The organism is Acidovorax sp., from assembly GCF_034519795.1.
Lineage (GTDB): Bacteria > Pseudomonadota > Gammaproteobacteria > Burkholderiales > Burkholderiaceae_C > Acidovorax.
On record NZ_JAXHOB010000031.1, the window covers coordinates 60,722 to 75,363 of the forward strand.

Here is a 14,642-nt window from a genome sequence, read left to right on the forward strand (position 1 = left end):
GCTGCAGTCCCATGGTGGCGATCTTATGCCGCTACACGCGCTGCCTGGCGGGCCAGCAGCTTCCAGCTGCCGCCCTGCTGCTGCCACACGCCCAGGATCTTGATCTGCACGAAAAAAGGCCTGGGGATCCAGGCCCTATGAGGCGCTTACTGCGGACCGAGCTTGTCGATCAGCGCCTTGAGCGCTTCCACCTCGGCGGGCTTCAAGTCCGTCAGTGGCGCACGCACCGGGCCCGCACCATGGCCCACGAGGGTGGCGCCGGCCTTGATGATGCTCACGCCATAGCCTTCCATCCGGTTGCGGATGTCCAGGTAGGGCATGAAGAACTCCTTGAGCAACCGGTGCTGCGTGGCCATGTCGTCGGCCGCCACGGCCTTGTAGAAGTCCATCGCCGTCTTGGGGATGAAGTTGAACACCGCAGACGAGTACACCGGCGTGCCCAGCGCCTTGTACGCTGCCGCATACACCTCGGCCGTGGGCAGGCCGCCCAGGTAGGAGAAGCGGTCACCCATCTTCATGAAGATCGAGGACATGGTCTCGATGTTGCCCACGCCGTCCTTGAAGCCGATCAGGTTGGGGCAGCGCTCGGCCAGGATCGCCAGCGAGTTCGCGGTCAGCTTGGTGCGGTCGCGGTTGTAGACGATGACGCCGAACTTCACGCTGTTGCAGACCGCAGCCACATGCTCGATCAAACCCTCCTGGCCGGCTTCGGTCAGGTAGTGGGGCAAGAGCAGGATGCCGTGGGCACCCAGGCGCTCGGCCTCCTGGGCATGGGCGATGGCGGTGCGGGTGGGGCCGCCGGCGCCGGCAATGATGGGCACCTTGCCGCGGCAGGTGTCCACGGCGGTCTTGACGACCTCGCCGTACTCGGGGCCCGACAGCGAGAAGTACTCCCCCGTGCCGCCAGCGGCGAACAAGGCGCTGGCGCCATAGGGGGCCAGCCATTCGAGGCGCGCGGCATAGCCCTTGGGGTTGAAGTTGCCCGCAGCGTCGAAGTCCGTGACGGGGAACGAGAGCAGGCCGGAGCCCATGATGGATTTGAGTTCTTGCGGGTTCATGGTGGTGGCGGGGCGGTGATGTGAAAAAAGAGGCGGATGCTCAGTCGAGCTTGATATTGGCGGCCTTCACCACGGAGGCCCAGCGCGCACGCTCCTTGGCGAAGAACTGGTCCTGTTCGGTGGGGGTCATGGTCACCACCTCCGCGCCCTGGCCGGCCAGGCGCGAGCGGATGTCGGGCGAGCGGATGGCGGTGATCAACGCCTTGTTCAGCCGCTGCACCACGGCTTCGGGCGTGCCGCGGGGCAGCAGAATGCCTTGCCAGGTGCCGGACTCGTAGCCGGGCACGCCTTGCTCGGCGATGGTGGGCACGTCGCCGATCAGCGGCATGCGCGTGGACTTGGACACGCCCAGCACCTTGAGCTTGCCGTTCTGCACCTGGGGCAGGGTGGCCAGCATGCCGTTCATCAGCACCTGGGTCTGACCGGCCACGGTGTCCTGGATGGCCGTGACCCCGCCCTTGTAGGGGATGTACTGCCAGCGCGCGCCGCTGGCACGCTCCAGCGCCACACCGGCCAGGTGCGGTGCGCTGCCGGTGGCGGTGACGGCGAAGTTCAGGTCCGCTGTCTTGGACAGTGCGATCAGTTCCTTGAGGTTGTTGGCCTTGACCGAGGGGTGCACCACCAGCAGGTGGGGCGAGTAGGCCAGCATGGTCACGCCGCGCAGGTCCTTGGAGGGATCGAACGCCAGCCTGGTGTAGACCGAGGGGCTGATGGCCAGGGCGCCCACGTCGCACAGCAGCATGGTGTAGCCGTCCGGCTCGGCCTTGGCCACGAAGTCCGCGCCCAGGTTGCCGTTGGCGCCGGGCTTGTTCTCCACGATGACGGTCTGCTTGAGCAGTTCCGACAGGGGCTGGCTGATGGAGCGGGCAATGATGTCCGAGCTGCCGCCGGGAGGGTAGGGCACGATCAGCTTCAGGGTCTTGGTGGGTTGCCACTCTGCGGCGGTCTGGGCCGTGGCGGTGGTGGCGGCGAGGGCGGCGGTGCACGCCAGGATGGCGTTGCGGCGGGTGAGTGTCATGTGTTGTCTCCTGGTTTCAATGTTGTTGACGGTCATCGTACAACTAAGCGCGCAGAAAAACAATTGCCCTTGCAAAAAAAGAGCGCATTGAAGTGCCGACGGGGTGGCCGCATGGGGTGCCGGATGTGCTGCAGGTGCACGTTCGGGCGCCTGCCGCTTGTTGCCAGAGGGGCCTCGATGGTGCTGCATTCTCCTATGGGGAGTGGCACTTGATGGCGGCTTCGTCATCGCATGCGCTGCAAATTCCTGGAACATGCAATCGGGTTCGGGTAATCCCTTTGGGCAGATGCACTGCGTGGACCCACAATCCACTATGTTGTATGACAACATATGACGTGTGGCGCTTTGATGGGCAGCAGGATCCTGCTGCGTCGTGATGCCCGCGTGCCCATGTCCGCCGCCTGTGCGGGCGCCCCTGTTGAAAGGAAATAACCGATGATCCGTGTAACCCGTTGGCGCGGCCTGGTGCTGCCCCTCGCTGCCGGCGCCCTGTGGCTGGGCGCATGCTCTGTGGCAACGGCCGCCACCTGGGTGTATGTGTCCAACGCCGACAGCCAGGACCTGTCCGTGCTGGAGCTCGACCGCAGCGCCGGCACGCTCAAGCCCGTGGAGACGGTGCCCCTGGCCGGCATGGCCATGCCGATGGCGGTCAGCCCGGACAAGCGCGTGCTCTATGTGGCGCTGCGCTCCCAGCCGTTCCGGGTGGTCAGCCTGGCCATCGACCCGGCCAGCGGCAAGCTGCGCAAACTGGGCGAGGCGCCGCTGGCCGACAGCATGGCCAATATCGACACCGATGCCACGGGCCGCTGGCTGTTCGCCGCGTCGTATCCGGGCCACAAGATCACGGTCAACAGCATCGGCAAGGACGGCGCCGTGGGCGCCGTGCAGCAACTGATCCCCACGGCACCCCACGCGCACGCCATCCACGCCGATGCGGCCAACCGCCACGTGTTCGCCACCAGCCTGGGCGGTGACAACCTCTCGGCCTGGCGCTTCGATGCCGAGACCGGGCGGCTCACGGCCCACGAGCCGGCAATCACCAGCGTGGCTCCCGAGAAGTCCGGCCCGCGCCACTTCGTCTGGGACCGTGCGCAGCGCCACATGTATGTGCTCAACGAGCTCGATGCCGCCGTGCACGTGATGGCCTACGACGCTGCGCGTGGCACGCTGCGGTCCGTGCAGCGCACCACGGCGCTGCCCGCCGGCTTTGCCGGCAAGCCCTGGGCGGCCGACCTGCACCTGTCGCCCGATGGCCGCACGCTGTATGCGTCGGAGCGCACGTCGAGCACGATCAGCAGCTTTCGCGTCGATGCCGCCACGGGCCAGTTGCAGCCCCTGGGCCAGGTGCCCACCGAGAAATCGCCGCGCGGCTTTGCGGTGGATTCTTCGGGGCGCTTCCTGATCGCAGCGGGCCAGGAGTCGCACAGCCTCTCGCTGCACCCCATCGATGCGGCCACGGGCATCCCGGGCGTGCCCACGCGCGTGCCCGCCGGCAAGAACCCCAACTGGGTCGAGATCGTCGACCTTCCCTGAAAACCGCTTTTCATCCGCTTTCCAGCACCAGGAGACAAACACCATGCAACGCAGAACCCTCATCCCCGCAGCGGCCCTTGCCGCTGTCAGCTGCCTCATCAGCCTGCCTGCCGCAGCCCAGGGCACCTGGCCCACGGGCAAGCCCATCAGCTACGTGGTGCCCTTTGCGGCAGGCGGTACCACCGACACGCTGGGCCGCATGATCGGCCAGCAGCTGGGCGCGGCTCTGGGCACCACCGTGGTGGTCGAGAACAAGGCCGGTGCGGCGGGCAGCGTGGGCTCGGAGGTGGTGGCGCGCGCGGCACCCGACGGCTACACGCTGCTGGGTGGCACGGTGAGCTCGCACGCGATCAACGCCACTCTCTATCCCAAGTTGGGCTACGACGCCATCAAGTCCTTCAGCCCCGTGACATTGATCGGTACCAACCCCGTGGTGCTGGTCGTGGCTGCCAACAGCCCCTACAAGACGCTCAAGGATGTGCTGGCCGCCGCAAAGGCCAAGGAGGGCGGCCTGTCCTCCGCCTCGGCTGGCACGGGCAGCTCGCAGCACCTGGCCGTGGAGCTGCTGGGCTTCAAGTCGGGCGTGAAGTTCACGCACATCCCCTACAAGGGCAGCGGCCCGGCGATCCAGGACGTCATCGGCGGCCAGGTGGACATGATGTTTGACACCACCGTGGTGGCCGCGCCGCATGTGCAAAGCGGCAAGCTGCGCGCCATTGCCGTCACCTCGCCCAAGCGCCTGGCCTCCATGCCCGACGTGCCCACGGTGGCCGAGTCGGGCATCAAGGGCCTTGAGGACTTCCAGGTCCAGTCCTGGCAGGCCATCTTCGTGCCCGCCGGCACCCCCGCGCCCGTGGTGGGCCGCCTGCACGACGAGATCCGCAAGATCCTCGGGCAGCCGGACATGCAAAAGCGACTGGCGGGCTTCGGCATGGAGCCGGCCGACCTGAATGTGGGGCAGATCGCTGCCTTCCAGAAGGCCGAGGTCGAGAAGTGGGCCCAGGTGATCAAGGCCGCCAACATCAAGGTGGATTGAGCCGCCGCAACGGCGCGGCGCCTACTCGGGCGAGATGGTTTCCTCGCCGTCTGCGGCGGCATCCGTCACCGCGCCGGGCTCCTGGCCCGCCGCAGGCCTGCGCTCCAGGGTGAAATCCGGGTGCTGGCCCGTGAGCAGCAGGAACATGGCGAACACCGGGCCTTGCATGCTGCGCTCGTCGCTCGTGCTCTCCAGGGCCTGCCAGGTGCGCGACTGCAGGCCACCGCGGCTGCCGGTCTGCAAGGGGTAGCCCATGAGTTGCGCAGCCTGTGCCTGGCTCAGGCCGGCGGCCGTGCGCGCGGCCTTGAGTTGGTCGCCGCTGGGGATCGGCATGTTCAGCGCAATGGTGTCGGGGCGGGTGCTCATGGGTGGTGCTCGGGTGGGCGGGATGCGAGGATTGTCGTCCAGCCGCCCGCTTGGCGTGAAGGGATGCCGGGCACGGCAGTCCCCGGCAGGCATTGTGCCGCTGCCGGCGGTCCGTGCGCGCCTGCAGCCTGCCCCAAGCCGTTGTACAGTGGCACGCCACAGCCCCGAAGGATTTCGCAGATGCACAGCCCGGCCGCCTTGCCCAACGCCACGCCCACCGCCAGCACCCCCGGGGGCTGGTGGGCCGTGTGCCTGTGCGCCAACTGGTGCGGCACCTGCCGCGATTACCGGGCCATCTTCGATGCCCTGGCCCAGGCCCATCCGGAGGTGCGCTTCGAGTGGGTGGATATCGAGGACGAGTCCGAACTGGCGGGCGATCTGGATGTGGAGACCTTTCCGACCCTGCTGATCGCCGATGGCGCGAGCGCGCGCTTTCTCGGGCCCTTGCTGCCCCAGGCGCCCGTGCTGGCGCGGCTGCTCTCCAGCCTGCAGTCGGGGCAGGGCGGGCCGGCGGCAGGCGGCGAGGCGCAAGAGGTGTTCGAGCGCGTGCGCGCGGCACGCGGGGGCTGAGGTAGGGGCCTCGTAGCCACTCCATGGGGCAGGTGGGGGCTCTGGCCTGCTATTTTTTGAATAGCAGTTTGTGCAGTACCATGAACCGATAGCCCTTGTCGGCCCCCTCCGATAGCCCCTGCCGCCCCCCTGTTTGCGTACTGAATTTTTCCATGTCCCTGGAGTTCTGGTTCGAGCCTGAATCGCTGCGTGCGCTGTGCGACGACGGCGTGTGGTCGCGGGGAACGGCGCTGTTCAAGGCGCGTGCCGTGCGGCGCCTGGCCATCAGCGCCCAGGGCGACCACTGGCTGCTTGAAGGCGATGTGCAGGGCACCCAGCTGGCGCCTTACCGGCTGGCCGTCTCGATGGCGCTCATGCCCGATGGCGCGGTGGACTACTGGCGCAGCCAGTGCAGTTGCCCGGTGGGGCTGCAGTGCAAGCATGGCGTGGCGCTCATGCACCAGGCGGCGCGCCAGGGGCCGAGCGAATCCGACCGGGAGCGGGGCCTGGCCGTGCCCGCCGCCGGGCTGAAGCGCCCTGCGCCCGCCCGCAGCGACGCGCAGCAGCGCATGGCCGAGGTGCACCGCCTGGAGTCGGAGGCGCGCCTGATGAACTGGTTGCAGGCGCTGGACAAGGCCGCGGGCGTGGCCGATGCCGATGCGCCGGCGGGTGCCGGTGGTGCGGTGGACCGCCCCGAGCAGTATGTGTACCTGGTGTCCGCAGTGGGAGGGCCGCGTGCGGCGCCCATGCTGCAGCTGGAGGCCGTGGTGTCCTACCCCAAGGTCACGGGCGGCTGGGCCAAGCCCAAGCTGGTGCGCACCCAGCCGGGCAAGGGCCAGGCGGTGTTCGACCGGGCCAGCGACACCGATCGCCAGGTGCTGCAGCTGCTGCGGGCCCTGCCGCGCCACCAGAACTATTACTCGGCCTACAGCGGCGCCCCCTGCGCGGTGCTCGAAGGGCAGATCGGCCTGCTGGCCCTGCAGCAGGCCGCCAGCACCGGGCGCCTGTTTGCCGATGCGGGCGGCTCCACCGTGGGCGAGCCCCTGCGCTGGGGCGGCCCGCTCCCCATCGAATGGACCTGGCAGGCCGTCTCCGGCGGCGCGGCGGGCGCGCTGGCGCGGGACAGCGGCTGGGCGCTGCAGGCCCGCCTGCCCGAGGCAGGCGCCACGCTGTGCCACAACAGCCCGCCGATGTACCTGGATGCCGCCGCTGGCCTGTGCGGCCCGGCGCACGCGCCGGGCATGGAGACCGCGCAGCTGGAGGTGCTGCTGCATGCACCCCCGCTCAGTGCCGCCGCACTGCAGAAATACCAGGCCGAGGTCGCCCGCCGCCTGGGCTCCTTGCCGCTGCCGCCCGTGCTGCAGGGGCTGACCCGGCTCGATGGCGTGGCCCCGGTGGCGCGCCTGCACCTGGCGCCCACGCCGGCGGCCGGGGTGGCCTACATGGGGTTCATCACGGCGCAACTGCGCTTCGACTACGAGGGCCATGTCGGCTGGTGGGTGGGGCAGCCCCTGTCGGTGCTGGTGGACGGCCTGGACGGTGGCGGCGGCAAGGTGCTGCTCCAGCGCGATGGCCGTGCCGAGATCGACGCCGTCTCGCGCCTCATGGACCTGGGCCTGCTGGGCGTGGACGAGGGTTTGTTCGGCATCCCGGGCGAGCGGCCGCAGGGTGCCTGGATGCGCTGGGCCGACGACGGCTTTGCCGCGCTACGCGACGCCGGCTTTGCGCTCACCGTGGCGCCCGAGTTGGACGGCTGGATCACGCACGCCCAGACCATCCATGTGCACCTGGGTCCGCAGGGGCAGGGGGACGATGGCGGGGGCGATGCGTTCGGGCTGGATGACGATGCGGACGGCGCAGGGCCGGGTGGTGGTGCTGGCGCACGCAGCGATGGCGGCGAGTCCAGTCCATCCCCCTGGTTCGAGCTGTCGCTGGGCATCGAGATCGATGGCCAGCGCCACAACATCCTGCCCTGGCTGCCCGACCTGATCGCGGCGGCCGCGTCGGCAGCGCCCGACCCTGCCGAGCCCGGTGGCGGCGCCAAGGGGCTGGCGCTGCCTCCGTTTCTGTACCTTCCGGCGCCCAGCGGCCATGGCTTCGTGCGCCTGCCCACCGACACCCTGAAGCCCTGGCTGGCGGCGCTGCTCGATCTGGCGGGCGACCGCGCACACGATTTTTCGGGCGAGAGCCTGCGCCTGTCGCGCCTGGAGGCGCTGCGCACCAGCGCCTCGCTCGGCGATGGCGTGGCGTGGGAAGGCGCGGCCAGCCTGCACGCCCTGGTGCAGCAACTGCAAGGCCAGGGCCAACTGCCCGAGGTGCCGGTACCTGCCGGTGTGCAGGCGCAGCTGCGGCCGTACCAGCAGCAGGGGCTCAACTGGCTGCAGTTCCTGCGTGCCAACGGCCTGGCCGGCGTGCTGGCCGACGACATGGGCCTGGGCAAGACCTTGCAGACGCTGGCGCACATCCAGGTCGAGAAGGACGCCGGCCGCCTGGTGCTGCCCGCACTCATCGTGGCCCCCGTGAGCCTGATGGGCAACTGGGAGCGCGAGGCCGCGCGCTTCACCCCGGGCCTGCGCAGCGTGGTGCTGCACGGCAAGGAGCGCCACGCCCTGGCCGAATCCATGGCCGAGCACGACCTGGTGATCGCCCCCTATTCGCTGCTGCAGCGCGACCGCGAGCGCTGGCTGGAGGCGCGCTGGCACATGGTGGTGCTCGACGAGGCGCAGAACATCAAGAACGCCACCACCAACGCCGCGCAGGTGGTGGCCCAACTGCAGGCCAACCACCGGCTGTGCCTGTCGGGCACGCCCATGGAGAACCACCTGGGCGAGATCTGGAGCCTGTTCCACTTCCTGATGCCGGGTTTTCTGGGGAGCCAGCAGCGCTTTCGCGACCTGTTTCGCAACCCCATCGAACGCCAGGGCAGTACCGAGCGGCTGGCGCAATTGCGTGCGCGCATCACCCCCTTCATGCTGCGCCGGGCCAAGTCGGTGGTGGCGCATGAGCTGCCGCCCAAGATCGAGACCGTGATGCCGGTGGATCTCTCGGGCGGCCAGGCCGACCTGTACGAGACCATCCGCCTGGGCATGGAAAAGACAGTGCGCGAGGCGCTGCAGGCCAAGGGCCTGGCGCGCTCGCAGATCACCATCCTCGACGCCTTGCTCAAGCTGCGCCAGGTGTGCTGCGACCCGCAACTCGTGCCGCTGGAGGCGGCGCGCAAGGTGCACAGCTCGGCCAAGCTGGCGCAGCTGATGGAAATGCTGCCCGAGATGCTGGCCGAGGGTCGGCGCATCCTGCTGTTCTCGCAGTTCACGAGCATGCTGTCGCTGATCGAGGTGGAGCTGGCCAAACACGGCCTGCCCTGGGTCAAGCTCACGGGGCAGAGCCAAAAGCGCGACGCCATCATCGACCGCTTCACCAGTGGCGAGGTGCCGCTGTTCCTCATCAGTCTGAAGGCCGGCGGTGTGGGGCTGAACCTGCCCCAGGCCGACACCGTGATCCATTACGACCCCTGGTGGAACCCCGCCGTCGAAGCCCAGGCCACCGACCGCGCCCACCGCATCGGGCAGACGCAGAGCGTGTGGGTGGTCAAGCTGGTGGCGCGCGGCACCATCGAAGAGCGCATCCTGGCGCTGCAGGAGAAAAAGGCGCAATTGGCCGAAAATCTCTACCAGGGTGCGGCCGGGCGCAAGCAGCCGCTTTTCACCGAAGGCGACCTCGCCGAACTGCTGCAGCCGCTGTCACTGTCGTAGCGGATGGCCGGGAGGGCGGGGCGCCTGCCAAGGCGTTTTTCCACGCAAACCCGCGCCGGGCGTTGTTCTGTCGCACATGCAGGGGGTTTGCGGCGTGCTCGCGGGCCCGCAGCTTGGCAAAGCGTCGCTTTACGGGCTACAATACGTCTCTCACGACCAAGCGGGCGGGTACCAACCGCCCGTTTTTTTTGGTCGTTTGCTTTTGGAGCTCGAAGCCTCTGGGGGTTATCGGGTTTTTTTGTTTTTCCGGGATTGAATAGAACACGTGGCACTGCAGCAAGTCGTTGAACAAATCGTGATGGGCCTGGGGTATGACCTGGTGGAGATCGAACGCTCCGCCGGTGGCTTGCTGCGCATCACCATCGACTTGCCCTGGGTACAGCCTGCCGCCGATGCGCCCGCACCGGCTGTGGAGCAGTACGTCACGGTCGAAGATTGCGAGAAGGTCACCCGCCAGCTGCAGTTTGCGCTGGAGGTCGATGGCGTCGAGTACAAGCGCCTGGAAGTATCTTCTCCCGGAATCGACCGGCCCTTGCGCCACGAGCAGGACTTCGTGCGTTTCGAAGGTTCGGTCATCGACATCACATTGAAGGCGCCCATCGGCGCAGCAGGTGCGGGGCAGGTCAACGCCACGCGCAAGAAATTTCGCGGCACGCTGGAGCGGGCCGAGGCAGGGGGCTGGCAGATCGTCTGGAGCGACGAGCCCGCTGTCAAGCCGGGTCAAAGAATCAGCAAGAAGCGCGTGCCCGCCCCGTTGCAGGCGCTGGGCTTCACCCTGGATGAAACACGGGACGTGCGCCTGGCGCCCATCGTGGATTTCAAGGGGCGCAGCAACAAGGCAGGGGCCGAGCCCGCCTGAGCTGCAAGCAGGCTGCTGAATGAACTGGGCAGATGGCCGCCGCGTGCAGCCTTTGCTTATCGGGTGATTGAACTAGGAGAGTCGTCGCATGAATCGCGAATTGTTGATGTTGGTTGAGGCCATTTCGCGCGAAAAGAACGTGGAGCTGGACGTGGTCCTGGGCGCCGTGGAGTCGGCCCTGGCCCAGGCTACCAAGAAGCTGTACCAGGGCGAGGTGGACATTCGCGTGTCCGTCGATCGCGACAGCGGCAACTATGAGACTTTCCGCCGCTGGCTGGTGGTGCCCGACGATGCGGGCCTGCAGAATCCCGAAGCCGAAGAACTGCTGATGGATGCCAAGGACCGTATCCCCGACATCGAAGTCGGCGAGTACATCGAAGAGGGCGTCGAGTCCGTGCCCATCGGCCGCATCGGCGCCATGGCGGCCAAGCAGGTCATCCTGCAGAAGATCCGCGACGCAGAACGCGAAATGCTGCTCAACGACTTCATGTCGCGCGGCGAGCGCATCTTCACCGGCACCGTCAAGCGCATGGACAAGGGCGACATCATCGTCGAGTCCGGCCGCGTGGAAGGCCGCCTGCGCCGCAGCGAGATGATCTCCAAGGAAAACCTGCGCAGCGGCGACCGCGTGCGCGCCATGATCATGGAAGTGGACCTGACGCTGCGCGGCGCGCCCATCATCCTGTCGCGCTCGGCGCCCGAGTTCATGATCGAGCTGTTCCGCCAGGAAGTGCCCGAGATCGAGCAGGGCCTTCTGGAGATCAAGAGCTGCGCCCGTGACTCCGGCTCGCGTGCCAAGATCGCCGTGCTCAGCCACGACAAGCGCGTGGACCCCATCGGCACCTGCGTCGGCGTGCGCGGCACCCGCGTGAATGCGGTGACCAACGAGCTCGCCGGCGAGCGCGTGGACATCGTGCTGTGGTCCGAAGACCCGGCCCAGTTCGTGATCGGTGCGCTGGCCCCGGCCAACGTCTCGTCCATCGTGGTGGACGAGGAAAAGCACGCCATGGACGTGGTGGTGGACGAGGAGAACCTTGCCATCGCCATCGGCCGCGGCGGTCAGAACGTGCGCCTGGCGTCCGACCTGACCGGCTGGAAGATCAACATCATGGACGCCGCCGAATCGGCGCAAAAGCAGGCCAACGAGTCCGACACGGCCCGCAAGCTGTTCATGGAAAAGCTCGATGTGGACGAGGAAATCGCCGACATCCTGATCTCCGAAGGTTTCGCCAGCCTGGAAGAAGTGGCCTATGTGCCGCTGCAGGAAATGCTGGAAATCGAAAGCTTCGACGAAGACACCGTCAATGAGCTGCGTGCCCGTGCCAAGGATGCGCTGCTCACCATGGAAATCGCCCGTGAGGAAAGCGTGGAAGAGGTCTCCCAGGACCTGCGCGACCTCGAAGGCCTCACCCCTGAGCTGATTGCAAAATTGGCCGAAGGCGGTGTGCACACCCGTGACGACCTGGCCGACCTGGCCATTGATGAGCTGACCGACCTGACCGGACAGTCCGCAGACGAAGCCAAGGCCTTGATCATGAAGGCACGCGAACATTGGTTCGCGGGGCAGCAAGAGTAAGGGTCAGGGAGGCACGAACCACATATGTCCAGTAACACTGTCGCCGAGTTCGCAAGCGAACTCAAGAAATCACCTGAAACCCTGCTCGACCAGCTCAAGGCTGCCGGCGTGGGCAAGGCCGCCCCATCGGACGCATTGACCGAGTCCGACAAGCAAAAACTGCTCGTGTACCTGCAAAACAGCCATGGCACCGCGTCCGTCGATCGCAAGAAGATCACGCTGACGAAGAAATCCACCAGTGAGATCAAGCAGGCCGATGCCACGGGCAAGGCGCGCACGATCCAGGTGGAAGTGCGCAAGAAGCGCACCTTCATCAAGCGCGATGACGGCGTCGAAGGCTCTGCCGAGTCCGAAGAATCCGTGGTGGAAGAAGCTGCGCAGTCGAGTGAAGACCTCGAACTGTCGCGCCGCGAGGAAGAGGCGCGCCGCCAGGCCGAGCTGATCCGCCGCCAGGAAACCGAGCTCGCCGAGAAGCGTGCCGAGCGCGAAGCGCGCGAACAGCGCGAGCGCGAAGCCGAAGAGCGCGCTGCCGCCTACGCCGCCCAGGAAGCCGAGAAGAAGGCCCAGGCCTCTGCCGTCAAGCAGGAAGCCACGCGTGAGCAGGCGGCCGAAGCCGCTGCGCGCACCGCCGCCCAGACCGAAGCCCGCGAAAAGGCTGCGGCCGAGTCCAAGGCCCGCTCCGACGAGGAAGTGGCCCGTGCCGCCGACCTCGACGCGCGCCGCCGCAAGGCCGAAGCCGAGGCCGCCGCGATCCGCTCCATGATGGCCACGCCCAAGAAGGCGGTCATGGTGGCCAAGAAGCCCGAAGAACCCAAGCCCGTGGCCAAGCCCGCGCTGGCTGGCGACGCCAAGAAGGGCACGCTGCACAAGCCCGCAGTGGGCACGGGCACCGGCCCGGCCCGCCCCGGCGCACCCGCCACGGCGGCAGCGCCCGGCACCGCCGGCAAGGAAGTGAAGTCGGCCAAGCTGTCCTCCAGCTGGGCAGGCGACACGGCCAAGAAGAAGGAAATCAAGACCCGCGGCGACAGCAGCGGCGGTGTCGGCCGCAACAACTGGCGCGGAGGCCCGCGTGGCCGCCGTGGCAACGACCGCGACCACCGTGACGACCACCACCAGCAATCCGCTCCGGTGGAGGCGCGCATCATCGAAGTGCACGTGCCCGAAACCATCACGGTGGCAGAGCTCGCGCACAAGATGTCGATCAAGGCCAACGAAGTCATCAAGGCCCTGATGAAGATGGGCCAGATGGTCACCATCAACCAGCCGCTGGACCAGGACACCGCCATGATCATGGTGGAAGAAATGGGCCACAAGGCGGTCGTGGCGGCTCTGGACGACCCGGAAGCCTTCACCGACGAAGATTCGGGCCAGAAGGACGTCGAACTGCTGCCACGCGCACCCGTGGTCACCGTCATGGGCCACGTGGACCATGGCAAGACCTCGCTGCTCGACTACATCCGCCGTGCCAAGGTCGCCTCGGGCGAAGCCGGCGGCATCACGCAGCACATCGGTGCCTACCACGTGGAAACGCCACGCGGCATGATCTCGTTCCTGGACACCCCTGGCCACGAGGCGTTCACCGCCATGCGTGCCCGTGGTGCACAGGCCACCGACATCGTGATCCTGGTGGTGGCGGCCGATGACGGCGTCATGCCCCAGACCAAGGAAGCCATCAAGCACGCCAAGGCGGCAGGGGTTCCCATCGTGGTGGCGGTCAACAAAATCGACAAGCCCGATGCCAACGCCGACCGCGTCAAGCAGGAGCTGGTGGTCGAATCCGTCGTGCCCGAAGAGTACGGTGGCGAGTCGCCCTTCGTCTCGGTGTCGGCCAAGACCGGCCAGGGCATCGACGATCTGCTCGAGCAAGTGCTGCTGCAGGCCGAAGTGCTGGAACTCAAGGCACCTGTCGATGCGCTGGCCAAGGGCCTCGTGATCGAAGCCCAGCTGGACAAGGGCCGCGGCCCTGTGGCCACCGTGCTGGTGCAGTCCGGTACGCTCAAGGTCGGCGATGTGGTGCTGGCAGGCCAGACCTATGGCCGCGTGCGCGCCATGCTGGACGAAAACGGCAAGACCGCCAAGACGGCAGGTCCGTCGATCCCGGTCGAAATCCAGGGTCTGACCGAAGTGCCGCAGGCCGGCGACGAATTCATGGTGCTCACGGACGAACGCCGTGCCCGCGAAATCGCCACCTACCGCGCCGGCAAGTTCCGCAACACCAAGCTGGCCAAGCAGCAGGCTGCGAAGCTCGAGAACATGTTTGCCGACATGACGGCAGGCGAAGTGAAGATGCTGCCCATCATCGTCAAGTCCGACGTGCAGGGTTCGCAGGAAGCGCTGTCGCAGTCGCTGCTCAAGCTCTCGACCGACGAGGTCAAGGTGCAGCTGGTGTACGCCGCAGTGGGCGCCATCAGCGAGTCGGACATCAACCTGGCGATCGCCTCCAAGGCCATCGTGATCGGCTTCAACGTGCGTGCCGATGCCGGTGCGCGCAAGCTGGCCGAGAGCAATGGCGTCGACCTGCACTACTACAGCATCATCTATGACGCTGTGGACGAGTTGCGCGTGGCCATGTCGGGCATGCTGGCTCCCGAGCAGCGCGAAGAGATCATCGGTACGGCCGAGATCCGCACGGTGTTCGTGGCGACCAAGATCGGCACCATTGCCGGTTCGTACATCACCTCGGGCATGGTCCATCGCAACGCACGCTTCCGCCTGCTGCGCGACAACGTGGTGGTCTACACGGGCGAAGTCGACTCGGTCAAGCGCCTCAAGGACGACGTCAAGGAAGTCAAGGAAGGCTTCGAGTGCGGTATCAAGCTCAAGAACTACAACGACATCAAGGAAGGCGATCAACTCGAGTTCTTTGATATCAAGGAAATCGCGCGGACGCTGTAA

The 14,642-nt window shown here is 67.1% G+C and carries 10 protein-coding genes; 7 read left to right on the forward strand and 3 right to left on the reverse strand.

Going from position 1 to position 14,642, the window contains the following annotated elements; translation table 11 throughout:
* Positions 1 to 146: 146 nt before the first annotated feature.
* Positions 147 to 1,058: a 5-dehydro-4-deoxyglucarate dehydratase gene (gene kdgD, locus U5N23_RS30500; RefSeq protein ID WP_322596425.1), complete on the reverse strand. Its 912-nt coding sequence runs from the start codon at positions 1,056 to 1,058 to the stop codon at positions 147 to 149.
* A 40-nt stretch (positions 1,059 to 1,098) separates the two neighbouring features.
* On the reverse strand, positions 1,099 to 2,076 hold the full coding sequence (locus U5N23_RS30505; RefSeq protein WP_322596426.1) for a tripartite tricarboxylate transporter substrate binding protein: 978 nt from the start codon (positions 2,074 to 2,076) through the stop codon (positions 1,099 to 1,101).
* Positions 2,077 to 2,511: 435 nt separating this feature from the next.
* On the opposite strand from U5N23_RS30505, the gene U5N23_RS30510 reads away from it, so the two are divergent.
* Positions 2,512 to 3,609, forward strand: coding sequence for a lactonase family protein (locus U5N23_RS30510; protein WP_322596427.1), 1,098 nt, complete (start codon positions 2,512 to 2,514; stop codon positions 3,607 to 3,609).
* Positions 3,610 to 3,652: 43 nt separating this feature from the next.
* On the forward strand, positions 3,653 to 4,645 hold the full coding sequence (locus U5N23_RS30515; RefSeq protein ID WP_322596428.1) for a tripartite tricarboxylate transporter substrate binding protein: 993 nt from the start codon (positions 3,653 to 3,655) through the stop codon (positions 4,643 to 4,645).
* 21 nt (positions 4,646 to 4,666) lie between these two features.
* Here the strand turns inward: U5N23_RS30515 and U5N23_RS30520 are convergent, their stop codons facing one another.
* Entirely contained in the window at positions 4,667 to 5,011 is a 345-nt protein-coding gene (locus U5N23_RS30520; protein WP_322596429.1) for a helix-turn-helix transcriptional regulator, read from the reverse strand.
* A 180-nt stretch (positions 5,012 to 5,191) separates the two neighbouring features.
* Between U5N23_RS30520 and U5N23_RS30525 the strand changes: the two genes are divergently transcribed.
* From U5N23_RS30525 to infB, 5 genes are all read left to right on the forward strand, one after another.
* Positions 5,192 to 5,581, forward strand: coding sequence for a thioredoxin family protein (locus U5N23_RS30525; protein WP_322596430.1), 390 nt, complete (start codon positions 5,192 to 5,194; stop codon positions 5,579 to 5,581).
* A gap of 152 nt (positions 5,582 to 5,733) precedes the next feature.
* Positions 5,734 to 9,312 (forward strand): DEAD/DEAH box helicase, encoded by a 3,579-nt coding sequence (locus U5N23_RS30530; RefSeq protein WP_322596431.1) that lies wholly within the window; start codon positions 5,734 to 5,736, stop codon positions 9,310 to 9,312.
* A 265-nt stretch (positions 9,313 to 9,577) separates the two neighbouring features.
* Positions 9,578 to 10,171, forward strand: a complete 594-nt coding sequence (rimP, locus tag U5N23_RS30535) for a ribosome maturation factor RimP (protein WP_322596432.1) — start codon at positions 9,578 to 9,580, stop codon at positions 10,169 to 10,171.
* Between the two features lie 88 nt (positions 10,172 to 10,259).
* On the forward strand, positions 10,260 to 11,747 hold the full coding sequence (gene nusA / locus U5N23_RS30540) for a transcription termination factor NusA (RefSeq protein WP_007857628.1): 1,488 nt from the start codon (positions 10,260 to 10,262) through the stop codon (positions 11,745 to 11,747).
* Between the two features lie 24 nt (positions 11,748 to 11,771).
* Positions 11,772 to 14,642, forward strand: a complete 2,871-nt coding sequence (gene infB / locus U5N23_RS30545; protein WP_322596433.1) for a translation initiation factor IF-2 — start codon at positions 11,772 to 11,774, stop codon at positions 14,640 to 14,642.